Annotated in this window: 25 protein-coding genes and 1 riboswitch; of the genes, 12 read left to right on the forward strand and 13 right to left on the reverse strand. The window is 54.1% G+C overall.

All coding sequences use genetic code 11. From position 1 onward, the window contains the following. Positions 1-116 precede the first annotated feature (116 nt). The 3 genes from WB371_RS01150 to ttdA are packed head-to-tail and all read right to left on the reverse strand — an operon-like array spanning position 117 to position 3,139. Complete coding sequence (locus WB371_RS01150) at positions 117-1,580, reverse strand: anion permease (RefSeq protein ID WP_336218296.1); 1,464 nt, start codon at positions 1,578-1,580, stop codon at positions 117-119. Between the two features lie 48 nt (positions 1,581-1,628). Then, positions 1,629-2,234 (reverse strand): L(+)-tartrate dehydratase subunit beta, encoded by a 606-nt coding sequence (ttdB, locus tag WB371_RS01155; RefSeq protein ID WP_042324302.1) that lies wholly within the window; start codon positions 2,232-2,234, stop codon positions 1,629-1,631. Continuing rightward, complete coding sequence (gene ttdA, locus WB371_RS01160; protein ID WP_336218611.1) at positions 2,231-3,139, reverse strand: L(+)-tartrate dehydratase subunit alpha; 909 nt, start codon at positions 3,137-3,139, stop codon at positions 2,231-2,233. Before ttdA ends, ttdB begins: the two co-directional genes overlap by 4 nt. Before the next feature lie 215 nt (positions 3,140-3,354). Here ttdA and ttdR point away from each other — a divergent pair, with 215 nt between their 5' ends. Next, positions 3,355-4,287 carry an L-tartrate utilization transcriptional activator TtdR gene (gene ttdR, locus WB371_RS01165; RefSeq protein ID WP_336218297.1) on the forward strand — a complete coding sequence of 311 codons (933 nt, stop codon included), beginning with the start codon at positions 3,355-3,357 and terminating at the stop codon, positions 4,285-4,287. 92 nt (positions 4,288-4,379) lie between these two features. On the opposite strand, the gene plsY is transcribed toward ttdR, so the two are convergent. Then, entirely contained in the window at positions 4,380-4,997 is a 618-nt protein-coding gene (plsY, locus tag WB371_RS01170; RefSeq protein ID WP_336218298.1) for a glycerol-3-phosphate 1-O-acyltransferase PlsY, read from the reverse strand. A gap of 106 nt (positions 4,998-5,103) precedes the next feature. Here plsY and folB point away from each other — a divergent pair, with 106 nt between their 5' ends. Together folB and bacA are read left to right on the forward strand one after the other, a co-directional pair. Beyond that, complete coding sequence (folB, locus tag WB371_RS01175; protein ID WP_336218299.1) at positions 5,104-5,469, forward strand: bifunctional dihydroneopterin aldolase/7,8-dihydroneopterin epimerase; 366 nt, start codon at positions 5,104-5,106, stop codon at positions 5,467-5,469. Positions 5,470-5,568: 99 nt separating this feature from the next. After that, entirely contained in the window at positions 5,569-6,390 is an 822-nt protein-coding gene (gene bacA / locus WB371_RS01180; protein ID WP_336218300.1) for an undecaprenyl-diphosphate phosphatase, read from the forward strand. Between the two features lie 73 nt (positions 6,391-6,463). Here the strand turns inward: bacA and WB371_RS01185 are convergent, their stop codons facing one another. Together WB371_RS01185 and WB371_RS01190 are read right to left on the reverse strand one after the other, a co-directional pair. Beyond that, positions 6,464-7,705, reverse strand: coding sequence for a multifunctional CCA addition/repair protein (locus tag WB371_RS01185; RefSeq protein WP_336218301.1), 1,242 nt, complete (start codon positions 7,703-7,705; stop codon positions 6,464-6,466). Positions 7,706-7,770: 65 nt separating this feature from the next. Further along, entirely contained in the window at positions 7,771-8,391 is a 621-nt protein-coding gene (locus WB371_RS01190; protein WP_336218302.1) for a TIGR04211 family SH3 domain-containing protein, read from the reverse strand. Between the two features lie 240 nt (positions 8,392-8,631). On the opposite strand from WB371_RS01190, the gene WB371_RS01195 reads away from it, so the two are divergent. From WB371_RS01195 to hldE, 3 genes are all read left to right on the forward strand, one after another. Then, positions 8,632-9,933 carry an inorganic triphosphatase gene (locus WB371_RS01195; RefSeq protein ID WP_336218303.1) on the forward strand — a complete coding sequence of 434 codons (1,302 nt, stop codon included), beginning with the start codon at positions 8,632-8,634 and terminating at the stop codon, positions 9,931-9,933. A 107-nt stretch (positions 9,934-10,040) separates the two neighbouring features. Continuing rightward, complete coding sequence (gene glnE / locus WB371_RS01200; protein ID WP_336218304.1) at positions 10,041-12,866, forward strand: bifunctional [glutamate--ammonia ligase]-adenylyl-L-tyrosine phosphorylase/[glutamate--ammonia-ligase] adenylyltransferase; 2,826 nt, start codon at positions 10,041-10,043, stop codon at positions 12,864-12,866. A gap of 50 nt (positions 12,867-12,916) precedes the next feature. Continuing rightward, on the forward strand, positions 12,917-14,350 hold the full coding sequence (gene hldE / locus WB371_RS01205) for a bifunctional D-glycero-beta-D-manno-heptose-7-phosphate kinase/D-glycero-beta-D-manno-heptose 1-phosphate adenylyltransferase HldE (protein WP_336218305.1): 1,434 nt from the start codon (positions 12,917-12,919) through the stop codon (positions 14,348-14,350). A 56-nt stretch (positions 14,351-14,406) separates the two neighbouring features. Here hldE and WB371_RS01210 read toward each other — a convergent pair whose 3' ends face one another. Together WB371_RS01210 and WB371_RS01215 are read right to left on the reverse strand one after the other, a co-directional pair. Continuing rightward, entirely contained in the window at positions 14,407-16,068 is a 1,662-nt protein-coding gene (locus tag WB371_RS01210) for a flotillin family protein (RefSeq protein ID WP_336218306.1), read from the reverse strand. A gap of 22 nt (positions 16,069-16,090) precedes the next feature. After that, positions 16,091-16,720, reverse strand: a complete 630-nt coding sequence (locus WB371_RS01215) for an OB-fold-containig protein (RefSeq protein ID WP_336218612.1) — start codon at positions 16,718-16,720, stop codon at positions 16,091-16,093. Positions 16,721-16,980: 260 nt separating this feature from the next. Between WB371_RS01215 and glgS the strand changes: the two genes are divergently transcribed. Then, positions 16,981-17,187, forward strand: a complete 207-nt coding sequence (glgS, locus tag WB371_RS01220; protein ID WP_336218307.1) for a cell surface composition regulator GlgS — start codon at positions 16,981-16,983, stop codon at positions 17,185-17,187. Between the two features lie 32 nt (positions 17,188-17,219). Here the strand turns inward: glgS and ubiK are convergent, their stop codons facing one another. Beyond that, complete coding sequence (ubiK, locus tag WB371_RS01225) at positions 17,220-17,516, reverse strand: ubiquinone biosynthesis accessory factor UbiK (protein ID WP_336218308.1); 297 nt, start codon at positions 17,514-17,516, stop codon at positions 17,220-17,222. A gap of 132 nt (positions 17,517-17,648) precedes the next feature. After that, a riboswitch (FMN riboswitch) is annotated at positions 17,649-17,920 on the forward strand. A gap of 106 nt (positions 17,921-18,026) precedes the next feature. Between ubiK and ribB the strand changes: the two genes are divergently transcribed. Together ribB and WB371_RS01235 are read left to right on the forward strand one after the other, a co-directional pair. Beyond that, entirely contained in the window at positions 18,027-18,680 is a 654-nt protein-coding gene (gene ribB, locus WB371_RS01230; RefSeq protein ID WP_336218309.1) for a 3,4-dihydroxy-2-butanone-4-phosphate synthase, read from the forward strand. 212 nt (positions 18,681-18,892) lie between these two features. Beyond that, complete coding sequence (locus tag WB371_RS01235) at positions 18,893-19,069, forward strand: hypothetical protein (protein WP_336218310.1); 177 nt, start codon at positions 18,893-18,895, stop codon at positions 19,067-19,069. Positions 19,070-19,088: 19 nt separating this feature from the next. On the opposite strand, the gene zupT is transcribed toward WB371_RS01235, so the two are convergent. Continuing rightward, positions 19,089-19,862, reverse strand: a complete 774-nt coding sequence (zupT, locus tag WB371_RS01240; RefSeq protein WP_336218311.1) for a zinc transporter ZupT — start codon at positions 19,860-19,862, stop codon at positions 19,089-19,091. 132 nt (positions 19,863-19,994) lie between these two features. Here zupT and ygiD point away from each other — a divergent pair, with 132 nt between their 5' ends. Then, positions 19,995-20,783, forward strand: coding sequence for a 4,5-DOPA dioxygenase extradiol (ygiD, locus tag WB371_RS01245; RefSeq protein WP_336218312.1), 789 nt, complete (start codon positions 19,995-19,997; stop codon positions 20,781-20,783). 138 nt (positions 20,784-20,921) lie between these two features. Here the strand turns inward: ygiD and WB371_RS01250 are convergent, their stop codons facing one another. The 3 genes from WB371_RS01250 to tolC all read right to left on the reverse strand — a co-directional run bounded on the left by WB371_RS01250 (position 20,922) and on the right by tolC (position 24,446). Next, positions 20,922-22,082, reverse strand: coding sequence for a glutathionylspermidine synthase family protein (locus WB371_RS01250; protein ID WP_336218313.1), 1,161 nt, complete (start codon positions 22,080-22,082; stop codon positions 20,922-20,924). A 5-nt stretch (positions 22,083-22,087) separates the two neighbouring features. Further along, positions 22,088-22,756 (reverse strand): DUF1190 family protein, encoded by a 669-nt coding sequence (locus tag WB371_RS01255; protein ID WP_336218314.1) that lies wholly within the window; start codon positions 22,754-22,756, stop codon positions 22,088-22,090. A 208-nt stretch (positions 22,757-22,964) separates the two neighbouring features. Then, complete coding sequence (gene tolC / locus WB371_RS01260) at positions 22,965-24,446, reverse strand: outer membrane channel protein TolC (RefSeq protein ID WP_336218315.1); 1,482 nt, start codon at positions 24,444-24,446, stop codon at positions 22,965-22,967. Between the two features lie 204 nt (positions 24,447-24,650). Between tolC and nudF the strand changes: the two genes are divergently transcribed. Together nudF and WB371_RS01270 are read left to right on the forward strand one after the other, a co-directional pair. Further along, positions 24,651-25,283 carry an ADP-ribose diphosphatase gene (gene nudF / locus WB371_RS01265; protein WP_336218316.1) on the forward strand — a complete coding sequence of 211 codons (633 nt, stop codon included), beginning with the start codon at positions 24,651-24,653 and terminating at the stop codon, positions 25,281-25,283. Continuing rightward, on the forward strand, positions 25,280-25,702 hold the full coding sequence (locus tag WB371_RS01270) for a DUF1249 family protein (protein ID WP_042324260.1): 423 nt from the start codon (positions 25,280-25,282) through the stop codon (positions 25,700-25,702). Before nudF ends, WB371_RS01270 begins: the two co-directional genes overlap by 4 nt. Positions 25,703-25,726 lie beyond the last annotated feature (24 nt).

Below are 25,726 nucleotides of genomic sequence, written 5' to 3' on the forward strand. Positions count from 1 at the left end.
TTCCCTTATGAGCGTGAGGGTGTTTGCATAGTAAAAGTATGCCTCAGCACAGCGGGAAAGCGGTCATATGAGACGCTTATGAAAAAAGGGGCGACAGCCCTGCCGCCCCAACGGGGTTAAAGCAAAACGAGAGGCATCCAGATAAGCCCGGTTGCCAGCAGCAGCACCAGGAAAATCAGGCCGAAAATTGCCCCCAGCCGCCAGTAATCGACGGTCGGCAGATAACCGCTGCCATAGTAGATAGGGCTTGGGCCGGTTGCATACGGGGTGAGAATGCTGCCCAGACCAATAGCCGCACCCACCATCAGGCAGAATACCGGTAAGGGGATTTCTGGCATCGCCAGTGCGGCTGCGATCATCATCGGCGCCAGCGCGGAAGTGTAGGCCGTTGCGCTGGCAAAGAAGTAACGCAGCAGCCAGAACACCACGATCAGCGCGATCATCACCATTACCGGTGAGTAGCCGCTCAACCCGCTGGCCAGCAGTTTGCCAAACCAGGTGATAAAGCCGGTGTTGTTCAGTCCGGTTGCGAGGGTAATAAGCGAGGCCAGCCAGAAGAAGACGTTCCACGCTGATTTATTACTGATGATGTCATCCCAGGAGATGATGCGCAGCACCAGCATCAGGGCGACGACGCTGTAACCGACCATAGCCGCATCAATGTAGTCTCCACCGAAGATCCACAGCACCAGGGCGCCGACCATCAGCACCAGCATCTTTTTCTCACGCGAGCAGAGCGGCCCCATCTCCTTGAGTTCCGACTCCGCCCAGCGCGGTACCTGATCGCCCGACTTCAGCACAGGCGGATACAACACATAGGCGAGCCACGGCACCAGCAGAACCAGCAAAATGCTCAGCGGCAGCATGCCTAAGAACCAGTCTCCCCAGCTCAGTGCCGTATGGGACGCGGTCTTCATCAGGCCAATCAACAGCAGGTTCGGCGCCATCGCCGTCAGGAAAATGGCGCTGGTCACGCAGTCGGCGGTGATCCCCATCCACATAATATAAGAGCCAATGGAGCGGGCGCTGGGATCGTTGGGTTGTGAATTATAAAGCGGCGGCAGATTGCGGATAATCGGGTAGATGATCCCTGCGCCGCGTGCGGAGTTAGACGGTGTAACAGGGGCAAGGATCAGCTCGGAGAACATCACCGCGTAGCCAAGAAATAGCGTGCGGTGCCCCATTTTTTTCACCAGCATCAGCGCAATGCGTCGACCAAGGCCGGTTTTTTCATACCCGGTGCCAAACATAAAGGCGGCGAAAATCAGCCAGATCACCGAGTTAGAAAAACCAGAAACCGCCCACGAGAGCGCTTTGGCGGTAAATTTAAATCCGTCCTGGGCGAGTTGTTCCGGGCTGAACAAAAGCCACGGCGAGAGAACCGCGATAATTGATATCCCAATCATCGCCACGACTGCGCCGGGCACAGGTTCCAGAATGAGTCCCACGATGACGCCGGTAAAGACCGCAAAGTAGAGCCAGGTGTGGCTCTCAAGACCGGTGGGGACGGGCAAAACAGCAATAATGGCGATGATCACCAGCGGAGCCAGATATCGCCACCAACCAGACAAAGGTGCCATTGTCGTATCCCTGCGAAAGAGGGAGAGGCACAGGCCTCTCCGGAAGGGTTATTTGATGTAATGCACGTGTTCGCAGATTTCGTCGACGATGGGGCCACGACGTTCGGCGAACTGTTTTTTATTTTCGGCGATCAGGTTGTTGCCGTGGGTGTCGATAGAGACAATCAGCGGACCGAATTCTTTCACCCGGCAAACCCACAGTGATTCCGGCATCCCGAGCTCCATCCAGTGCACCTCTTCGATCTCTTCCACCTGGGTGGCTGCCAGCACCGCGCAGCCTGCCGGGAAGATTACGTGCAGCGCCTTGAATTTCTGGCAACCCTCTTCCGTTAGCGGCCCCATGCCGCCTTTACCCACCACCAGTTTGACGCCCGTCTGCTCAATGAACTCTTTTTCAAAGGCTTCCATACGCATGCTGGTGGTCGGGCCGACGGAAACCATCTCCCATTTTTCACCGTTCTTACGCACGATCGGCCCGGCATGGAAAATCGCTTTGCCGTTGAGGTCGTAGGGAATCGGGCGCTTCAGTTCGATCAGGCGGCGGTGGCAGACATCGCGACAGGTCACCAGCGTGCCGGTCAGGTAGATCACATCGCCTACGCGGATGTCTTCCAGGTCTTCGGCTTTGATCGGGGTTGTGAGGATCTTTTTCATAACGCGCTCCGGGTGTGAGACAGGTTTTCGAAGGAGAGGTCAGAATGGACCAGCAGCGTACCGCGACGATGCGCCCAGCAGCCGGTGGAGACGGCGACGCCAATGGTCGAGGGGTGACGTGCGGCGGATTCGATATGCACGCCCATCACGGAACTGTTGCCAGTGAGCCCCTGCGGGCCAATGCCCAGCCGGTTCAGCCCCTCTTCCAGACGCAGTTCGAGCTCTGCCGCTTTGGGATTCGGATGGCGGGTGCCGATCGGCCGCAGCACCGCTTTACGCGACAGCACGGCGGCGGTTTCAACGGAGGTGGCAATCCCCACGCCGACCAGCACCGGCGGGCAGGCGTTGACGGCCAGCGTCGAGATGTTTTCAAAGACGAATTTCACAACGCCTTCGTAACCTTCAGAAGGCATCAGCACTTTAGCGCGCCCCGGCAGCGTGCAGCCGCCACCGGCCATATAGACTTCAATTTCCGCGTCTTCGCCATCAGGGACGATATCCCACGTCACCCATGGTACGCCGCTTCCGGTGTTTTTACCGGTATTCACTTCGTCAAAAATCTCTACCGCATTGTGGCGCAGCGGCGCTTTCACCGTGGCGTCTTCCACCGCTTGCTTGAGAATGCCCTGTAACTCACCCAACAGCGGGAAACGGGAACCGACCTTGACGAAGAACATGATCTCACCGGTGTCCTGGCAGGCCGGACGGTTAAGATCGATAGCCTTCTGCATGTTGTCGAACATCGTGTGGTAGATGATTTGCCCCATTTTTGAGGTTTCGGCATCCCGTAGCTGTTTTAATTTATCCACCACATCGTCGGGCATGCGTGTGGAAATCATGGCAGTAAAATTGGCGACTATTTCCGTCAGCGTATTAACCGCATTGTGATTATTTTTATTGCTCATCATGTCAACTCCAGTTCTTTTATTTGTCTGGAAATAAATTCTCCCTCACAAGCTACCACTGAAAGTGTGGTTTTATATTATTTGCCACTGTGTATATGTAATTAACAGTTCGTGAATGATGCTGAAGAAAGATAATGAAAATTGAGCAAGGGCAGAGATTAACCTGAGATTGCGAATTACAATTCAGGTATCAATTATCATGGATAACCCGAAAAATGCTCAAAAACTGGCCCTTAGCCAAGGACCTTCAGGTGCTGGTGGAAATCGTCCATACGGGCAGTTTTAGCGCCGCAGCATGCGCCCTCGGACAAACGCCCGCATTTGTGACGAAGCGGATTCAGATTCTGGAAACCACGCTCGCTACCACGCTGCTTAACCGCTCGGCGCGCGGAGTAGCGCTGACGGAAAGCGGTCAGCGCTGTTATGAACAGGCGCTGGTGATCCTGACACAATATCAGCGCCTGATTGACGACGTGACGCAAATCAAAACGCGCCCGGAAGGGATGATTCGTATTGGTTGTAGCTTCGGATTTGGCCGTAGCCACATTGCGCCCGCGATTACTGAACTGATGCGCAACTATCCTGAGTTACAGGTCCATTTTGAACTCTTCGATCGGCAAATTGATTTGGTTCAGGATAATATCGATCTCGATATTCGCATTAACGATGAGATCCCGGACTATTATATTGCGCATTTGTTAACAAAGAATAAAAGAATATTGTGTGCCTCCCCGGAATATTTACAAAAATATCCTGAACCCAAAACGTTGCAGGAATTAAGTCACCATGATTGTCTGGTGACCAAAGAGCGTGATATGACCCACGGAATATGGGAACTGGGAAATGGCACGACGAAAAAATCGGTCAAAGTGAGCGGGCATCTCTCTTCCAATAGCGGTGAAGTGGTTCTGCAATGGGCGCTGGAAGGCAAAGGTATCATGTTGCGTTCAGAGTGGGATGTGCAGCCGTTTCTGGCGAGCGGCAAGCTGGTGCGGGTGTTGCCGGAATATGCGCAGAGCGCCAATATCTGGGCGGTCTATCAGGAACCACTGTATCGCAGCGTGAAGCTCAGGGTTTGCGTGGAGTTTCTGGCGAAATGGTGCCAGCAGCGTTTAGGTAAGCCGGACGAAGGTTTTCAGGCGCTTTAGACCGGATAAGGCGCTTTGCGCCGCCATCCGACGATGCGTGTGCGCCTGATGGCGGCACCGCCTTATCAGGCCTACGGTGTAGTGCAAAAAAACTACGGCGAATCTTTCTCTCGTTTCTTACGCAGTCTGGTCCAGATTTTGCTCTCCTGGCGGCGCCACAGGCGCTGAATATTGTCATGATGACGCAACAAAATCAGGCAGGACAACATAGAGACCGGGAAGGTAAACTGCGGTTTGAACCACCAGACGTAGAACGGGGCGATCAGGGCGCTGACGATGGCCCCCAGCGATGAGTAACCGCTCAACAGGACGGTGAGCAACCAGGTACCCGCCATCACGCCGGTGAGATCCCAGCCGATAGGGGCGATAGCGCCAAAGGCTGTCGCCACGCCTTTCCCGCCTTTGAAACCGAAGAAGACTGGCCAGATATGCCCCAGACAGGCAGCGATGGCGATAAGACCCAACCAGAACGGGCTAACGCCAAGCGCATACGCACCCCAGACGGGCAACATCCCTTTCAGGACGTCGAAAATCAGGACCGCTACGGCTGCTCCCTTGCCACCGATTCGTAACACATTGGTCGCGCCAGGGTTACCGGAACCGCTGCTACGCGGGTCGGGCAAGCCAGCAATGCGGCAGACCAGAATGGCACTGGAAATGGAGCCGCAGAGGTACGCGAAGAGGATCATTCCAGGCGCGATTGCACTCATAAGCTGTTCCGTTTTGAAAATGTCGTGTAAAACGCTACTTCTGTGGATAATACGCATATTTCGCCGGAAGTGGTATCCGGGTTAGCCAAAAAGCAGGCAGGTCGTGATGGATATTGTATTTATAGAGCAACTTTCGGTAATCACCACCATTGGTGTTTACGACTGGGAACAGACTATCGAACAGAAACTGGTGTTCGATATCGAAATGGCATGGGATAACCGTCAGTCAGCAAAAAGCGACGATGTGGCCGATTGTCTGAGCTACGCGGATATTGCCGAAACGGTTATCCGCCATGTGGAAGGCGGGCGCTTTGCGCTGGTGGAACGTGTCGCGGAAGAGGTGGCGGAGCTGCTGTTAACCCGTTTTCACTCTCCGTGGGTTCGCATCAAACTCAGTAAGCCAGGTGCGGTGGCACGGGCGGCAAACGTGGGCGTTATCATTGAGCGTAGCAATAATCTGAAAGAAAAATAATTATCTTCATAATCGTTAAACCAAACGGATATAAAAGAGTCCTAAAGTGGGATCTTTTTGTGCAGTAGATTTTTCTTTTTTCTATTTAGGGGTTTATTGATGAGCGATATGCACTCGCTGCTGATAGCGGCAATTTTGGGTGTGGTCGAAGGATTGACAGAGTTTTTGCCCGTTTCCAGCACCGGTCACATGATCATAGTGGGCCACCTGCTGGGATTCGAGGGTGACACGGCAAAGACCTTTGAGGTGGTAATCCAACTGGGATCGATTCTTGCCGTCGTCGTGATGTTCTGGCGACGCCTTTTCAGCCTGATTGGCATCCATTTTGGTCGTCCGCTACAGCATGAAGGAGAAAGCAAAGGCCGTTTAACGCTTATCCACATTCTGCTTGGCATGATACCGGCCGTCGTGCTGGGGCTGGTTTTCCACGATACGATTAAATCACTGTTCAACCCGGTTAACGTGATGTACGCGCTGGTCGTGGGCGGTTTGCTGCTGATTGCCGCAGAGTGTCTGAAACCCAAAGAACCACGTGCGCCAGGCCTCGATGATATGACTTATCGCCAGGCGTTTATGATTGGTTGTTTCCAGTGTCTGGCGCTATGGCCGGGCTTTTCCCGTTCCGGTGCGACCATTTCAGGCGGGATGTTGATGGGTGTTAGCCGTTACGCCGCGTCTGAATTCTCGTTCCTGCTGGCGGTGCCGATGATGATGGGCGCTACCGCATTGGATCTCTACAAAAGCTGGTCGTTCCTGACGGCGGCGGATATTCCAATGTTTGCCGTCGGTTTCGTCACTGCCTTTGTGGTTGCGCTGGTGGCTATCAAAACGTTCCTGCAATTGATTAAACGTATTTCGTTCATTCCGTTTGCGATCTACCGTTTTATCGTCGCTGCTGCGGTGTACGTGGTGTTTTTCTGACGGACCTTTGATGCCGGATGGCGGCGTAAACGCGTTATCCGGCCTACGTCCGTAGGCCATCCGGCATTCACGCTTAACTGACCGCTTTCGGTAAACGGGTCTCTTTCCAGTGGGCTACCGCTGCAATCCGGCGGCGGGTCAACTCTTCGCGAATCTCAATGCCTTTAAATCCGGCCTCGACAACGTCTCGGGTGGGGACCGATTGTGCGACTTCCCACGCTTCACGTAACAAACGCCCTTGCGGATAATCCGCGGCTTCAAACCCTGTCCGTCCGCGCACGTCGGCTTCACTGGTGAGCGCGATTTGCTCCACGCGCTGGGGTTTACGCCAGGCGTCGATCGAATCAAACAGTTTCACGATGGTTTTGGGTTGCAGTATCGGGAAGGTATGAATGAGGTCGTGGAACTCCGCCACCAGTTTGGCTAAGTCACGAATGTCATTTGGCACGCGCAGTCGCTGGCAAAGCTGATCAACCAGCCGGACGCCTGCCGGACCGTGACCGTGGTGACGCGGCCAGAGTTCCGGCGGCGTCAGTCCTTTGCCGAGATCGTGGCACAGCGTGGCGAAACGTACATCAACCGCCGGGCTGAGCAGCGCCGCCATCGACAGCGTCATCAGGGTGTGAATCCCGGTATCAATTTCCGGATGCCATTTTGCCGGCGCGGGGACGCCAAACAGCGCATCCACTTCCGGAAACAGTACCCGCAGGGCGCCGCAGTCACGTAAAACCTGAAAATAGACCTGTGGATTGCGGGTAGTGAGCGCGTTTTCGGTCTCTTTCCACACTCGCTCTGCGATCAGATGTTCCAGTTCGCCAGCGTGCGTCATTTCTCGCATCAGCGCCATGGTTTCATCCGCAATGCGAAAACTCAGATGGGCGTAACGGGCGGCAAAGCGCGCCACGCGCAGAACGCGCAGCGGATCTTCACTGAAGGCTGGCGAGACGTGGCGCAGCAGACGACGCTCCAGATCGCGGCGTCCGCAATACGGATCGACAATGTTACCGTCATCATCTTGCGCCAGGGCGTTAATGGTCAGGTCACGACGCTGGAGATCTTCTTCCAGGGTGACATCCGGCGCGGCATAACAGGTGAATCCGGTATAGCCCGAACCAGACTTACGCTCGGTCCGCGCCAGGGCATACTCTTCGTGGGTTTGCGGATGGAGAAAAACAGGAAAATCGCGGCCTACCTGCTGGTAGCCCGCGTCAAGCATCTGCTGCGGTGTGGCGCCAACCACCACCCAATCTTTATCTTTAACCGGTAGCCCTAACAACCTGTCCCGAACTGCACCACCGACCAGATAAATCTTCACGCCACTCCACCTCTCCTGAGAAATACAATCCTTTAATCATATGACAGTGTGGCGGAGAAGGCGATTTAGTTCATCCAGCGGTCTTTGCGTTTCCGGCTTGGGATCATATGCGGCAGAATCAGGCCCAGGAGCAGGCCAAGCCCCAGCACGCCACCGCCATACATGAACCACTGCATGATGATGGTGCGTTGCTTATCATCAAGCTGCAAATTCGCGGCGCTGACTTTCTTCTGCGCCACAATCAGCTCGTTTTTCAGCTTCTGGTTCTCTTCTTTCAGCCCGTTAATCACGCTGTCGCTCTGCGACACTTTCTGCTGCATTTCAGCCGTACGCTGGTTCCACGTGGTGTCGATATTGTTGAGCTTTTCAGTGAGCGTCTTCACCTGGTTTTCCAGGTCGGGTACGCGGGTGCGTAGGCTTGGCGTACTGTTCAGTTCTTTTAGCGGGATCCAGGCGGTGCGCCCGGTACTGTCTTTGACCTGCGCGTAATTGGTGTTGGCGTCGGTTTGTAACAGCGTGACTTCTTCGCCGGCGTTGACGGTGCCGACGAGGCGATAATTATCCCCTGGCCCACTGCGGACCCAGGTGTTCAGTTCATCAGAGACATAGCGCTTTTCTTCGGCATGAGAGACGGCAGTGGCGCTAAGTGCGAGTAAAGTTAATCCAATCAGGCGTAATTTTGGCATCAGGCTGTCGTTATTGTCATAAAAAGAGGAACGATAGTAGTGGCATCAGTGTCTCTACGCAAAGCATTCGACATCAATCGGAATCTTCTGTGTCCGCTTAACCGCTACTGCAAACTTTTACGCCCGTCAAATTGCTCGTTGCATGGCAATTTGGCGCAAAATACTATCTACTGACAAAAAAGATCACTGTAAGTTCGCCGTGATTCTCTCTTATGTGACATAACCGGTAAGTACACGCCCATGGCTCAGGAAATAGAATTAAAATTTATCGTCAATCACGAGGCGGTTGATGCATTGCGTGACCATCTGAATACGCTTGGGGGCGAGCATCACGCGCCCGGTCAGTTACTGAATATCTACTACGAAACGGAAGATAACTGGTTGCGTAAGCATGATATGGGGTTGCGTATTCGCGGGGATAAAGGCCGCTATGAGATGACCATGAAAATTGCCGGACGCGTGACCGGCGGTTTGCATCAGCGTCCGGAATACAACGTCCCGCTGAATGAACCTTCGCTCGATCTGGCGCAGTTTCCCTCTGAAGTGTGGCCCGACGGTGAACTGCCGGTCGGCCTTGCCTCGCGCGTGCAGCCGCTGTTTCGTACCGATTTTGAGCGTGAAAAATGGCTGCTGGATGTCGACGGCAGTCAGATTGAAATCGCCCTCGATCGGGGTGAAGTGAAAGCCGGTGAGTTTGCAGAGCCCATTTGTGAGCTGGAGCTGGAACTGCTGCGCGGCGAGACCCGGGCGGTGCTGAAGCTGGCGAACCAGTTAGTCAACCAGACGGGCCTGCGACAGGGCAGCCTGAGCAAGGCGGCGCGCGGTTATCATCTGGCGCAGGGGAATGTCCCGCGCGAAATCAAACCGACCGTGGTACTGAAAGCGCCCGCGAAAGCCTGCGTAGAGCAAGGGCTGGAAGCGTCTCTGGAGCTGGCGCTGGCACAGTGGCAGTACCATGAGGAACTGTGGATTCGCGGCAACGAAAAGGCAAAGCAGGACGTTCTGGCCGCAATGGGCCTGGTGCGTCACACCCTGATGCTGTTTGGCGGTATTGTTCCGCGTAAAGCGAGCGCTCACTTACGAGATCTACTGACACAGTCGGAGGCTACTATTGCATCAGCGGTTTCTGCTGTGACGGCGGTATACACCACGCAAACGGCGATGGCGAAACTGGCGCTGACCGAGTGGCTGGTGACCAAAGCCTGGCAACCGTTCCTCGATGCGAAGGCGCAGGGAAAAATGGCTGACTCTTTCAAGCGCTTCGCCGATATCCATCTGTCCCGTACCGCGGCGGAACTGAAAAGTGTGTTTGGTCAGCCGTTGGGCGACAAGTATCGCGATCAGTTGCCGCGTTTACGTCGCGATATTGACACCGTTTTGCTGCTGGCAGGGTATTACGATGCGGCGGTGGTTCAGGCCTGGCTGGAGAACTGGCAAGGGTTGCTTCATGCCATTGCCACCGGTCAACATATTGAAATTGAACATTTCCGCAATGAGGCGAACAACCAGGAACCATTCTGGTTGCACAGCGGAAAACGATAACTGGCGTGCCTGATGGCGCCGCGCTTATCAGGCCTACGGATCGACATATTATGTAGGTCGGATAAGGTGGCATGCCGCCATCCGGCAACGTTACAAGGAACCTTTTAATGAAGCCGCTTTCTTCTCCGTTACAGCAGCACTGGCAAACCATTGCAGAGCAGTTGCCTGAATCCGCATCGGGTGTACAAGCGAAGTCAGTACTTACATTCAGTGATTTTGTGCAGGACAGCGTGACTGCGCATCCCGAATGGCTGGCTGAGCTGGAAAGCGCACCGCCGCAGGCTGATGAGTGGCAACACTATGGCGCATGGTTGCAGGCAGCGTTGGCAACGGTGAACGATGAAGCGGCGCTGATGCATGAATTGCGTCTTTTTCGCCGTCGCGTGATGGTGCGCATTGCCTGGGCACAGGCGCTGTCGCTGGTGCAAGACACCGACATTTTGCAACAGTTAAGCCATCTGGCCGAGACATTGATTGTCGGGGCGCGTGACTGGCTGTACGAGGCCTGCTGCCGTGAATGGGGAACGCCGTGTAACCTACAGGGCGTTCCGCAACCTCTGCTAATTTTAGGGATGGGCAAGCTGGGGGGCGGTGAGCTGAATTTCTCCTCGGATATCGATCTGATCTTTGCCTGGCCGGAGCACGGCGCGACGCAGGGCGGACGTCGTGAACTCGATAACGCACAGTTTTTCACCCGCATGGGGCAGAGGTTGATCAAAGTACTGGATCAGCCCACGCAGGATGGGTTCGTCTATCGGGTGGATATGCGGCTGCGTCCGTTTGGCGACAGCGGTCCGCTGGTGTTGAGCTTTGCGGCGCTGGAAGATTATTACCAGGAGCAGGGGCGCGACTGGGAGCGTTACGCGATGGTCAAGGCGCGAATCATGGGCGAGACCGACGGTCAGTATGTTGATGAACTGCGCGCCATGCTGCGGCCCTTCGTTTTCCGTCGCTATATCGACTTTAGCGTGATCCAGTCCCTGAGAAATATGAAGGGGATGATTGCGCGGGAAGTGCGTCGCCGGGGTCTGAAAGACAACATCAAGCTCGGCGCGGGCGGTATTCGTGAAATCGAATTTATCGTGCAGGTGTTTCAGTTGATTCGCGGCGGGCGTGAGCCATCCCTGCAATCACGTTCTCTGCTGCCAACGTTAAACGCCATCGCCGCATTGCATCTTTTACCGGAAAACGACACGCAACAACTGCGTTCGGCTTATCTTTTCCTGCGCCGTCTGGAAAATCTGCTGCAAAGCATCAACGATGAACAAACCCAGACGCTGCCGGGCGATGAGCTGAACCGGGCGCGCCTGGCATGGGGAATGCACGCTGATGACTGGTCGCAGTTGACCGACGTGCTGGATGCACACATGGCGAATGTGCGCCGGGTGTTTAACGAACTGATTGGTGATGATGACGCTGAAACGCAGGAAGACGCGCTGTCTGAACAGTGGCGCGAACTGTGGCAGGACGCATTGCAGGAGGATGATACGCCGCCCGTGTTGTCCCATCTTACGGATGACGATCGTCTGCACGTGCTGGCGCTGATTGCCGATTTCCGTAAAGAAGTGGACAAACGCACCATTGGGCCGCGTGGACGCCAGGTACTCGACCATCTGATGCCGCACCTGCTGAGCGATGTTTGTTCGCGTCCGGAGCCCAGCGTGCCGCTGTCGCGTATTACGCCGCTGCTGGTGGGCATCGTCACGCGCACCACCTATCTTGAGCTGCTGAGTGAATTCCCCGGTGCGCTGAAACATCTGATCTCGCTCTGTGCGGCATCGCCGATGGTCGCGAGCCAACTGGCGCGTTATCCGCTGTTACTGGATGAACTGCTCGACCCGAATACGCTCTACCAACCGACGGCAACCGACGCCTATCGCGACGAACTACGTCAGTATCTGCTGCGCGTTCCTGAAGACGATGAAGAACAACAGTTGGAAGCGCTGCGTCAGTTCAAGCAAACACAGTTGTTGCGTATTGCTGCTGCCGACATCGCCGGCACGCTGCCGGTAATGAAAGTCAGCGATCATCTGACCTGGCTTGCGGAAGCGATGATTGATGCCGTCGTGCAGCAGGCGTGGCTGCAGATGGTGGCGCGCTACGGGCGGCCAAAGCATCTGGCTGAACGGGAAGGGCGCGGCTTTGCGGTGGTCGGTTACGGCAAGCTGGGCGGCTGGGAGCTGGGTTATAGTTCCGATCTGGACCTGATTTTCCTGCATGACTGCCCCATTGACGTGATGACCGATGGCGAACGGGAAATTGATGGGCGCCAGTTCTACCTGCGGCTGGCGCAGCGGATTATGCATCTGTTCAGCACCCGTACCTCTTCCGGCATTCTGTATGAAGTGGATGCGCGTCTGCGCCCGTCAGGGGCTGCGGGGATGCTGGTCACCTCCACCGAAGCCTTTGCGGATTATCAGAAAAATGAGGCCTGGACGTGGGAACATCAGGCGCTGGTGCGCGCCCGCGTGGTCTATGGCGATCCGTTGTTAACCGCTCAGTTTGATGCGGTACGCCGCGATATCATGACGTTGCCGCGTGACGGCAAAACGTTGCAGACCGAAGTGCGCGAAATGCGCGAAAAAATGCGTGCCCATTTGGGCAATAAGCATCGCGATCGCTTTGATATCAAAGCAGATGAAGGCGGTATTACCGATATTGAGTTCATCGCGCAGTATCTGGTGCTGCGCTATGCCCATGACAAACCCAAACTGACACGCTGGTCGGATAATGTGCGCATACTGGAACTGTTAGCGCAAAACGACATCATGGATGAGCAGGAGGCGATGGCGTTGACCCACGCCTATACCACGCTGCGTGATGCACTGCATCATCTGGCCTTACAGGAACAGCCAGGCCATGTGGCGCAAACGTGTTTTGAGGCGGAATGTACGCAGGTCGGGGCAAGCTGGCAGAAGTGGCTGGTTGCCTGATGAAGTGTGCTATTATCGCGCGCAAATTTTGAATCTCTCAGGAGACAGGAATGAAAGTAACGCTGCCAGAGTTTGAACGTGCAGGAGTCTTGGTTGTTGGGGATGTGATGCTGGACCGTTACTGGTACGGCCCGACCAGCCGTATTTCGCCGGAAGCGCCAGTACCGGTGGTGAAAGTGGATACCATCGAGGAACGTCCTGGCGGTGCAGCGAACGTGGCGATGAACATTGCTTCCCTGGGCGCCAATTCGCGCCTGGTCGGTCTGACCGGTATCGACGACGCCGCACGTGCGCTCAGCAAAACGCTGGCAGAGGTGAACGTGAAATGCGACTTCGTTTCTGTTCCCACTCATCCCACTATCACCAAGCTGCGCGTGCTTTCGCGTAACCAGCAGTTGATCCGCCTGGATTTTGAAGAAGGCTTTGAAGGCGTAGATCCACAGCCGCTGCATGAGCGCATCAACCAGGCGCTGAGTTCAATTGGCGCGCTGGTACTGTCTGACTATGCCAAAGGCGCACTGGCCAGCGTCCAGCAGATGATCGCCCTGGCGCGTAAAGCCGGTGTGCCTGTGCTGATCGACCCGAAGGGGACTGATTTTGAGCGCTACCGTGGTGCAACGTTGCTGACGCCAAATCTGTCAGAATTCGAGGCAGTGGCAGGGAAATGCAAAAGCGAAGAAGAGATTGTTGAGCGCGGCATGAAGCTGATTGCCGATTTCGAGCTTTCCGCGTTGCTGGTCACCCGTTCCGAGCAGGGGATGACGCTGTTGCAACCGGGCAAAGCGCCGCTGCATATGCCGACGCAGGCGCAGGAAGTGTATGACGTGACTGGTGCGGGCGATACGGTGATTGGCGTACTGGCCGCGACGCTGGCTGCGGGGAATTCTCTGGAGGAGGCCTGCTTCTTTGCCAACGCGGCAGCGGGTGTTGTGGTTGGTAAGCTGGGAACCTCCACGGTGTCGCCAATCGAACTGGAAAACGCGGTACGCGGTCGTGCGGAAACCGGCTTTGGCGTGATGACCGAAGACGAGCTGAAGCAGGCTGTTGCCAGCGCCCGTAAGCGTGGTGAGAAAGTCGTCATGACCAACGGGGTGTTTGACATTCTGCATGCCGGTCACGTCTCCTACCTCGCGAATGCGCGTAAGCTCGGCGATCGTTTAATCGTCGCGGTGAACAGCGATGCTTCGACCAAACGTCTGAAAGGGGAAACGCGCCCGGTCAACCCGCTGGAACAGCGTATGATCGTGTTGGGCGCGCTGGAATCTGTCGACTGGGTCGTCTCTTTTGAAGAAGATACGCCGCAGCGTCTGATAGCCGGCATTCTGCCCGATCTGTTGGTAAAAGGTGGCGACTATAAGCCGGAAGATATTGCGGGCAGCAAAGAAGTGTGGGCGAACGGCGGAGAAGTACTGGTGCTGAACTTCGAAGATGGCTGCTCAACAACCAATATCATCAAGAAGATCCAGAAAGACAGCGATAAATAACAGTTGAGAAGTTTGCCGGATAGCGGTGTGGACACCTTATCCGGCATTTTTAAGGTTTATTCTTCAGTGGTAGCGCTGCTTTCCACTGCTTTCAGCGGCTCGGCAAGCGCCGACAGCGAACCACCGGACAAGCCAATTTCATTTAACAGTGAGTCAATTAGCGGCGCTTGTGTGCGATAGGCAAGGGCTGCGGATAATGCCTGCTCCGCCAGATTCCCACCGTTTACGTTATTTGCGGTCACTTCACCGACTGCGCCACCGCGATTGAGACCATCCACCTGAATAATCTTGATCCCATCGATAGACTTCATCGGCTCAACGGATTTCTCAATGACCGCTGGCAGGGACTGCAGCAGCGCCAGTTTAAATTTCAGGCTGGTCTGTTCGTTGGAAAGCACGTTGATGGCATCGTTCAGCGCGCGTTGCGCTTCTGCCTCCGCAAGTCCTTTTTTCCGCGTTGCTTCAGCCAGCTCAACAATTGCGGCTGCCTGCAATTCCGCCGCCTCTTTCTCCGCTTTCGCGCGAACGGTCAACTCAACGGCCTGTGTTTCCGCTTCCTGCGCGGCGGCAATCAGCGCCACCTGCTTGGCACGATCCGCTTCTGCGGTCTGACGAGTCGTTTCTACGTTCTGCTGGGCGCGAACAGCTTCAGCCAGCGCATCGTTCGCACGTGCTTCAGCCTGGGACTGTTGTTCAGACTTGGCGGCAATGGCGATAGACTTGGTCTGGTTGGCGATCTCCGTAGCCTGCTGCTGTTCGATCTCTTTGATGCGAACTTCACGCTCGGCCTCGACTTTTCTTGAACGCACCGCCTGCTCACGCTCGATTTCTGTTTCCTGAATCTGGCGTTCGGCAAAAATACGTGTCTGTTCAGCTTCACGGTGACGTTCGGCTTCAAAAGCGGCAATTTTGGCGTTTTGCTCAGCCGTGCGGGTTTTCACCTGCTGTTCCTGTTCGAGCGTCATGAAGGCTTCCTGCTGCTCGATCTCCAGCTTGCGCGACAGCGCATCACGATTTTTCTCACGAACAGCAACTTCTACATCCTGTTCGACTTCGTTACGTTCGCGACGACGACGCTCCGTTTCCTGGGTCAGCTTGGTTAGACCCTCGGCATCAAAGGCGTTGTTGGGGTTGAAATGCTCTTTCGCGGTCTGGTTAAAGTTGGTGAGTGACACGCTCTCCAGTTCCAGGCCGTTTTTGGACAGGTCTTCCGCGACGGTATTCTGTACGCCCTGAACGAAGTTTTCGCGCGTATCCTGCAGTTCATGCATGGTCATCTGCGCCGCAGTAGCGCGCAGGGCATCGACGAACTTATCTTCAACCAACATACGCAGATCTTCCGGCGATAGCGTGCGTTGTCCCAGGGTTTGCGCTGCGGTGGCAATACCCTCAGCGGACGGTTTAACCCGGACAAAGAACGCTACCACAACATCAACACGCATGCGGTCTTTGGTAATCAGGCTGTCGGCGGTGGAGCGGCTTACCTCAAGTTTGAGGGTGTTCATGTTGATGGGGATCATTTCGTGAAAAATAGGCAACACAATTGCGCCGCCGCTCATCACCACTTTTTGCCCGCCAAGGCCAGTACGTACAAACGCCTGTTCAGCAGACGCGCGGCGGTACAGGCGGGCAAAAATAATCCCGATAATTAAAAAGACAACCACCGCAACAATGGTAGTAAACATCCATGAAGGTAACTTGCCAAATACATCATCCATCTATAGATCCCTCTGTATAAGATTATAAAACATCCGGCCAGGGGTTGAGCTCGGCCAGGTAACGCGTTGCGGAGAGTCGGCAGATGATCAGTACCTTGTCTCCTTTTTTGAACTCTTTGCCTGCTTCAGGCTCCAGCAGCACATAGTGGGTCTGCCCGAACTTATCGGTAAATTTGCCTTCACATGGGGTTCCGGCACTCGCGGAATGTCCGGTAATCATCGCCATGCTGCCGATAAACTCATTTTCCGGGAGGGCGGTGGTTTCATCCCGTGGTAGCCAGGGTGCAATGATTTTTCCACTGTAATGCACAGCGAAAACCGCAAGAATAAAGCTCACCGGTGCGAGCAGCAGATTGTTGAGCGGGGCTTGCCACAGCGTGACCCAGCCATGCTGAAGAAGGATACCGAAGAGCCCAAAGAAACCCGCGAATAAGCACAGCACGATCAGCGCTGGGATCCGCCCGATGTTGAGATAATGAAGCGCCTGGCCGATATTGCCGGAGGTCAGGGCATCGTAATGTTCGAGGTGGGCATCAAGCACGCCTGAAAGGAAATGCCCGAAAATAAGAGAGATGATTTCCAGTAGGCCAATCAGCAGTACAAATGAAATAGCAAAGAGGTAGGGGCCGTTATAATCCGTGAACAAAACCAACTTTCTTCCTCCTGCGACTACATTCCCTGATAGTGTCAAAAGTAAGGGTTTTACCTCTTACTTTTACATGACGTTAAAATAGCATGCGCCCCCTTGACCTAAAATCCGAAAAGAGGCTCATTCCCCTCTTAGATTTCGTAAGAAACTGTGAACCCGCGCAGTGGGTTTACGCACATTATGTACAGAATAACTTCGCTTCCCGGTAAATACTGAAATCAGAAAAGCATATGGCCTTAACAGAGATTCGATAACTGGAGGGTATGCTGATGAACAACACTGTTTATTCGATGAACAATTTCGATTTCCTGGCGCGGAGTTTTGCCAGAATGCAGGCCGAAGGTCGCCCTGTGGATATCCAGGCCGTTACCGGCAATATGGATGAGGAGCACCGCGACTGGTTTTGCAAACGCTACGCGCATTACTGCCAGCAGGCGATTCAAGCCAGAAAGCTAGAAGTGGAACACTAATCAAACAACGGGCCTTGCGGCCCGTTGTTGTTTTACGCTTGCGGTTCTACCGGCGGGATGGCAGTCGCAGGTTTGACTTCCTCCGTGGTTTGACGCGCTTCCAGCTCGCTCAGACGCTGCTCAAGCAGCGCCAGCTTTTCACGGGTACGCAGCAAAACCTGAGTCTGTACATCAAACTCTTCACGGCTTACCAGATCCAGACGGGTCAGCTGTGACTGCAGCGTTTGACGAATTTTCTTCTCGACGTCTTCCCCAAACTCGCGGATCCCTTTCGGCATCGACTCGTGAACCTGACGAGCAATCTGCTCAATTTTTTTCGGGTCAATCATTGTGGTTTCCCTGAACTGGTACGTGTTGTTGCCTATTGTAGTGCGAACGGGCACAGGCATAAACCAGAATTGTGTGAAGCTAAGACGAGCAAAGGCGTTGATGAAGGTAATTAATAGCGTTATAGTTAATCCGCTTATTCTCAGGGCGGGGCGAAATTCCCCACCGGCGGTAAATCAACAGTATCCAAAAGATTTCGCGTTGCGGCAAGGCGGCAACTGAGCGAATTCCCACGAACATAGATAACTATGTGACTGGGATGAGCGAAGACAGCCAACGCAGCAGCAGCGTGAAAGATGAAGGAAAAGTTGAAAGCCCGCGAGCGCTTCAGATGCAAATTTGAAGGTCAGCAGATCCGGTGTAATTCCGGGGCCGACGGTTAAAGTCCGGATGGGAGAGAGTAACGATCCAGTCGGGCATGGACCCGCTCACGTTATTTTTTTGCCGCTTAGACGGTACTCCTAAGACTGCCCTGATTCTGGTAACCATAATTTTAGTGAGGTTTTATTACCATGAATCAGACGCTACTTTCCTCTTTTGGTACGCCTTTTGAACGTGTTGAACACGCTCTGTCTGCGCTGCGCGAAGGCCGCGGTGTGATGGTGCTGGACGACGAAGATCGTGAAAATGAAGGCGATATGATTTTCCCGGCAGAGACCATGACCGTTGAGCAGATGGCGCTGACCATCCGTCACGGTAGCGGTATTGTGTGTCTGTGCATCACCGAAGATCGTCGTAAACAACTCGATTTGCCGATGATGGTGGAAAATAACACCAGCGCTTATGGCACCGGTTTTACCGTGACCATTGAAGCGGCTGAAGGCGTGACCACAGGCGTTTCTGCTGCCGATCGTATCACCACCGTCCGCGCGGCGATTGCCGATGGCGCAAAACCCTCCGATCTGAACCGTCCGGGACATGTCTTCCCGCTGCGCGCTCAGGCGGGTGGGGTACTGACCCGTGGTGGGCATACCGAAGCGACAATCGATCTGGTGACGCTGGCAGGGTTCAAACCTGCAGGCGTGCTGTGTGAACTGACCAATGATGATGGCACTATGGCGCGTGCGCCGGAGTGCATCGAATTTGCAGGTAAACACAATATGGCTGTGGTAACGATCGAAGATCTGGTGGCTTACCGTCAGGCGCACGAACGTAAAGCCAGCTAATCCTGCTTTGCCGGATAGCGGTGTAAGCACCTTATCCGGCACTATTTCCTTTTTTTGACATCCTGTCGGCTAATAAATACCCAATCTTTTTCTGTATGATCGAAATCATCTTTTCAAATTCATACTGTGCCAGTATATAAATCTACCTCATAATAGGTATGTTAAATTTTAACGCTAAATATCTGTTAATGTTAATTTTTAAGGGTGAAAGGATGTTTATTGCCTGGTACTGGATTGTCTTGATTGTTCTGGTGGTGGCCGGTTATGTTTGCCATATGAAGCGTTACTGTAAAGCGTTTCGGCAAGACCGCGATGCGTTACTTGAGATCCGCAATAAATTACTGCGCCGTGATGGTGAAGAACGCGTTATGACAAAAGAGCAGGAATAATCACTTCCTGCCCTCTCCGTTACCCGATCCCCATTGCCTGAAGCACGACAAGACTCAGCCCCATCACCGACATTCCACACAGAACGCCATAGCTGGGGTTGTTATTGGGATCAATCTCTTTTGCCAGCGGCATCAGTTCATCTACCGACAATGCGACCATAATGCCCGCAACGGCCGCCATAATGGCCGCCATGACGATGGGGGAAACCAGGCTGCCGAGGATCAGCCACGCCAGCACACCGCCCAGTATTTCCGCCATACCTGAAATGCCCGCCCAGAAGACGGCAGTGCGTTTGGAACCTGTTGCGGCATAGACCGGGCCGGCCACCGCCAGACCTTCAGGAATATTGTGCAGGGCGACGGCCAGCGCGATGCCGAAACCCAGTTCCAGGTTACTGCTTGCGGTTACGTAAGTGGCAATCCCTTCCGGGAAGTTATGCAAACTGATCCCAAGCGTCAGCAGGATGGCGGTTCGTTTGATTGAGCCTGGTAGCGGTTGTTGTCTTTTTTGTACCAGATCCTGAGGGTGAGCATGGGGAAGAAGACGATCCAGACCAAAATAACCGAGCAAGCCAATGATAAACATGCCGTAGCCAAGCAGAGGCGACATCCCTTTTGTGCCCAGCGCGGCAGGCAGCATCTCCATCAGGGAGATCAGCAGCATGATCCCGGCGGCAAATCCGAGTGAAAATGCCAGCAGACGATTAGACGGTTTTTGTCCCAGCACACCAAGAAACGCGCCAATAAACGTGGCGGCGCCCGCCAGCAAGGTCAGGATTAAAGGTACTGACATCAATGACTCCTTATACAGCTTACTGACCTTCAAAATAACTGATGATCATCATCATGGTTATCAGAGTTCTTCATTCACTGAAAAAGCGTATCGTAAGACGATTAAAATGACTCCCTGAGTAAGGATATCATCATGTCTTCAATCCGTATGCCAGCATTGTTTTTGGGCCATGGCAGCCCGATGAACGTTCTGGAAGATAACCTCTATACCCGGGCCTGGCAGCAGCTTGGGGAGACTCTGCCACGCCCAAAAGCGATTGTGGTGGTGTCTGCACACTGGTACACGCGAGGGACTGGCGTCACCGCAATGGAAGCGCCAAAGACCATTCATGATTTTGGCGGCTTCCCGCAGGCGTTGTACGACACGCACTACCCGGCCCCAGGCTCTCCTGAACTGGCGCAGCATCTGGTTGATTTGCTTTCTCCGGTGCCGGTTACCCTCGACAAAGAGGCCTGGGGTTTTGACCACGGCTCATGGGGCGTATTGATCAAGATGTACCCGAATGCCGATATCCCAATGGTGCAACTGAGTATTGATAGCACTAAACCGGCGGCCTGGCATTTTGAGATGGGCCGTAAGCTGGCGGCACTGCGTGACGAAGGCATCATGCTGGTGGCTAGCGGCAACGTCGTGCATAACCTGCGTACAGCGCGCTGGCACGGCGATAATAGCCCCTATCCCTGGGCGACATCATTCAATGATTTTGTTAAAGCGAACCTGAGCTGGCAGGGACCGGTTGAGCAGCACCCGCTGGTTAACTATCTCGATCATGAAGGCGGTTCGCTGTCGAACCCAACGCCGGATCACTATCTGCCGCTGCTGTACGTTTTGGGCGCGTGGGATGGTAAAGAACCTGTGACGATCCCGGTCGACGGGATTGAGATGGGTAGTCTGAGTATGTTGTCGGTACAGGTGGGATGATGGATGCCCGATGGCGCGACGCTTATCGGACCTACAATGCGTCTCCTGTGCCGGGTAAGGCGGAGTCGCCACCCGGCAAGGCTCTATTGCCTGATGGCGACACAAAGTGTCTTATCAGGCCTACGTAAGAGTGCCATATTACTCGACAAAAATATGCGGGTAGAAGCGGGACAGATCCTGAGTGATCAGCGCTCTGTCTTCGCGAATACCGATCCCGGCAGGCTGATCGTTGATCAACCAGCTACCGATCAACATATAGCTGTCGCCAAACTTCGGCAACGGATGGAACTGCTGCACGATCATACCTTCTTCGCCGTAAGGGCCTTCTACTGCTTCGATCGTTTTACCGTTCTCGATGATAGAAACGTTCGCGCCTTCACGCGAGAAGATCGGTTTCACAACGTATTTGTCCATCGGCGGAAAGTCGTCTTCGGCAAAATAGGCGGGAAGCAGATTCGGATGGTTCGGGAACATCTCCCACAGTAGCGGCAGCAGCGCCTTGTTAGAAATAATGCTCTTCCAGGCCGGCTCCAGCCAACGCACGCCAGCGTCTTCGAGTTTAGTGGAGAACATCTCGCGCAGCATAAACTCCCACGGATAGAGCTTGAACAGGTTGGCAATCACCTGATCCTGGAGATCGGTAAACTGGCCTTTCTCGCCCAGGCCAATATCTTCGATAAAAAGGAATTCAGTGGCGATTTCGGCCTCTGCCGCGCAATCCTGCAAGTACTGAATGGTGCCGCGATCTTCAACGGTATCACGGCAGCAGGTTAAATGCAGAAGCTGGAAACCGTACTGCTCACGTAGCTCAGCGAAGCGCTCAATAAGCTTTTCCTGCAGGCTGTTAAACTGGTCGCTACCTTGCGGCAGGTTGCCCGCATTCAGTTGATCTTCCAGCCAGATCCACTGGAAGAATGCCGCTTCATACAGCGAGGTTGGCGTATCGGCGTTGTTCTCCAGCAGCTTCGGTTCGCCTGTGCCATCCCACGCCAGATCCAGACGTGAGTAGAGTGACGGCTGATGCGTCTGCCAGGACTGGCGGACGAAACCCCAGGTGTGTTTTGGAATCCGGAATTTGGTCATCAGCTCGTCGCTGGCGATCACCTTTTCGACCACGTTGAGGCACATCTGGTGCAGCTCGGCGGTGACGTCTTCCAGTTTTTCAACCTGTGCCAGCGTCAGTTTGTAATAGGCATCTTCACACCAGTACGGCTCGCCATACATGGTGTGAAAATTGAAACCGTATTCAGTGGCTTTATCACGCCAGTCCGGGCGTTCGGTAATGCTGACTCTTTCCATGTGTATCAGCCGCCCATTGAGCGCGTGGAGGTGCCGCTGGCGCTACGTTGCATGGTGCTCTGTTTCGCAACAGATTCACCGAAGCCTCCGCGGGTCACGGTAGAGGTGGTTGCAGGCTTGGGTGCCATGGCGGTTTTAGGAACCGTCATCGTACGGCCTGGCTGTGCGGCACCGTAGTTTTTACCGCTTGCGTCGGTGTATTTACCGTAGGCCGGGCTGGCCGGGTTTTTCGAGCTGAACAGCGGTTGCTGCGCAAAACCGGCGCCACCGCCCATCATACGGCCCATCATGTAACCCGCCATCAGGGGCATCCAGAAACTGCCGCTGGACTGGGCCTGAGCCTGATTTTCCGGGGCCATGCCTGCCTGTGCAGGTGTCTGCTGGCACTGACCTTCACCAAACTCGGCGACACAATCTTCGCGCGTGGCGTATTTCGGTGCAGTACGTTCCGCTTCTTTCAGCGCGTTATTGAATGCGGTAGTACATTCCGCACTTTTCCCCGGATTGGCTGCCGAGCAGTCATCCGCGTTTTGATACAGCGATACCGTTTCGTCACTTTTTTCACAACCCGCCAGCATAAACACGGCGGTAACGGCTAACGCCACAGGCGTCAGATGGCGTGCGCTCCAGCTTTTGCGGAACGATGCGTGATGTATGGATTTTGTCCGTTTCATTTTCGTCTTCCAGGACCCAGTGGTAATTACTGCTCAGGATAGAGGATGAGTGGTTGAAAATGAAGCGAGAAGAGCCAGGAATGCGGCTATATGGTGGGATCTTTACGTTGCCTTACGTTTGGTCGCGGTTTTATACCGGATAGTGGCTAAGACTTATCGGGCCTACAGACGCGTAGGCCCGATAAGCGAAAACGCCATCGGGCAACGTTTAGTTACGGAATGGGTTAGTGCCGTTGCTACGAGTTGAACGCGTGGAGGCAGGCTGTGTGGCCGGTGCTGGCGCATTAGCCGCGTAGCCATCAGCGTTAGCATCCTGATTCGGCGTTTCCGGCGCCACGCTTTCCGGTGAGGTGGAAATCGGTTTGCCCAGCGTATTGTTGAGCGCCACCAGATCCTGCTCGTTCAACGTACCCAATGCAGACTTAATATTCAGTTGGTTGATCAGGTAGTTATAACGCGCATTCGCCAATTGTTGCTTGGCGTTATACAGCGTAGTGGTTGCATCCAGCACGTCAACGATGGTACGCGTCCCCACGGAATAACCGGCTTCCATTGCATCCAGAGAACTCTGGGCAGAAACTACCGCCTGTTTATAGGCGTTAATGCTACTGATGGACGCGTTGATGTTATTGAAGGACGAACGTACGGTCTGAACGACGCTACGGTGCGCGCTTTCCAGTTGCTCGCTGGCGCCAACAAAGTTGTATTGCGCCTGTTTTACCTGCGAGTTGACCATTCCGCCCTGATAAATCGGCAGGGAGAAGCTCAGGCCCACTTTGTTCTGGCCCATATTGCTGTCGTCATACTGTGAACCTGTGGCGCCATGGGTTTTAGAACCGCTGTATGAGGTGTCAGACACACCGGTAGAGGCGGTTAAATCCAGCGTTGGCAGATGACCATCCTGCGCCTGACGAATCTGCTCGCGAGCCAGGTCCTGGCTCAGACGCGCCTGTAACAGCGTCAGGTTGCGGTTTTCGGCTTCTTTCAGCAGCGCATTTACCGCCTGCGGCTTATCGGTTTTAAAGCTGTCGACGTTCAGTGACGCCAGTTCCGGGTAATAATTGCCGGTAACCTGACGCAGTCCTTCTACCGCGTTATCGAGATCGTTACGGGCGGTGACTTCGTTCGCCAGCACGGTATCGTATTGTGAACGGGCGTTTTGCACGTCAGTGATCGCCACCAGACCCACATTGAAGCGCTGGGTAGTTTGATCCAACTGACGATAGATCGCCTCTTTCTGCGCCTGGGTGTAAGAGAGAACGTCAATGGCGTTCAGCACTTTGAAATAGGCGCTGGCGGTGTTGAGGATCAACGTTTGCTGATCCGTCTGGAAGGTCACATCCTGAATCCCGGCGGCTTTTTCCTGCAGCGTCAGCGCACGCCATTTCGACATATCGAAAAGGGTCTGCGTTAATTGCAGCGAGGCGCTGGTGGCGTTCGAGTTCAAACCGTTTGCATCGCGGTAGCCGTTGCTGTAGGTGTAATCGGCACCTAAGCCCAGTTGAGGCAGTAAAGGACTACGTGCTTCGTTGATTTTTTCGAATGCAGCATCGCGATCGGCGGCGGATTTACGCAATTCAGGGTTGCTCAGGCGTGCTTGCTGATAAACCTGCATCAGGTTCTCTGCCTGGCTCAGTGTGCTGAACCCCGACAGGCTCAGGCCGATAAGGATGGGGAGCAATTTCTTCATTTGCATTCCTTGTTGTGAAGCAGTATTTAGCGCTGATCAAATTTTAAAAATAATTACTGATTCTAGCAGAATCCGCCACTGCAAAATGTTGGCGTTATGTGCCATGAGGCGTTAATTTGCACCAATTTACCACAAGGTCGATGAAACAGCAGTCAAACGCCCTTGAATTTCACATTTAAATCATTATTGGTACAGGAGGGCACAATGCGCAAATCAAGCAATTCGCCAGTAACTTTCTCCAAAAACGATGTAGAAATTATTGCACGAGAAACGCTTTATCGCGGTTTTTTTTCGCTGGATCTCTACCGCTTCCGCCACCGTTTATTCAACGGGGAAATGAGCCAGGAAGTGCGCAGAGAAATTTTTGAGCGCGGTCACGCTGCAGTCTTGCTACCCTTTGACCCTGAGCGGGATGAAGTGGTGCTGATTGAACAGGTGCGCATTGCGGCATATGACACCAGTGACACTCCGTGGCTTCTTGAGTTGGTGGCCGGAATGATCGAAGAGGGTGAAACCGTCGAGGATGTGGCTCGCCGTGAAGCGTACGAAGAGGCTGGCATTCAGGTTAAGCGCACCAAACCGGTGCTCAGTTATCTGGCAAGCCCTGGCGGAACCAGCGAGCGCTCGTCAATAATGGTGGGTGAAGTGGACGCCACGACCGCGAACGGGATTCACGGTCTGGCAGATGAAAACGAAGATATTCGGGTTCATGTGGTAAGTCGGGAACAGGCTTATCGTTGGGTAGAAGAGGGGAAAATTGATAACGCAGCGGCTGTCATTGCTCTGCAATGGCTGCAACTGCACTATAAAGAGTTAATACACGAGTGGAAAAAATGAAGCGCTATACACCTGACTTCCCTGAAATGATGCGACTGTGCGAAACCAACTTTTCGCAATTACGCCGCCTGTTGCCTCGTAATGATGCACCCGGCGAAACGGTAAGTTATCAGGTGGGTAACGCACAATATCGGCTAACGATTGTTGAATCGACCCGATATACGACGCTGGTGACGATCGAGCAGACCGCGCCGACCATCACCTACTGGAGCCTGCCATCGCTGACGGTTCGGCTTTATCATGACGCGATGGTCGCCGAAGTGTGTTCAAGTCAGCAGATCTTTCGCTTCAAAGCACGGTATGATTATCCAAATAAAAAGTTGCATCAACGCGACGAAAAGCATCAAATTAATCAGTTTCTGGCCGACTGGCTGCGATACTGTTTAGCACATGGAGCGATGGCGATTCCGGTTTACTAGCGTCGTGAAACCTAAGGACACCAT

Source organism: Citrobacter amalonaticus (assembly GCF_037053465.1).
Classification (GTDB): Bacteria; Pseudomonadota; Gammaproteobacteria; order Enterobacterales; family Enterobacteriaceae; genus Citrobacter_A; species Citrobacter_A amalonaticus_H.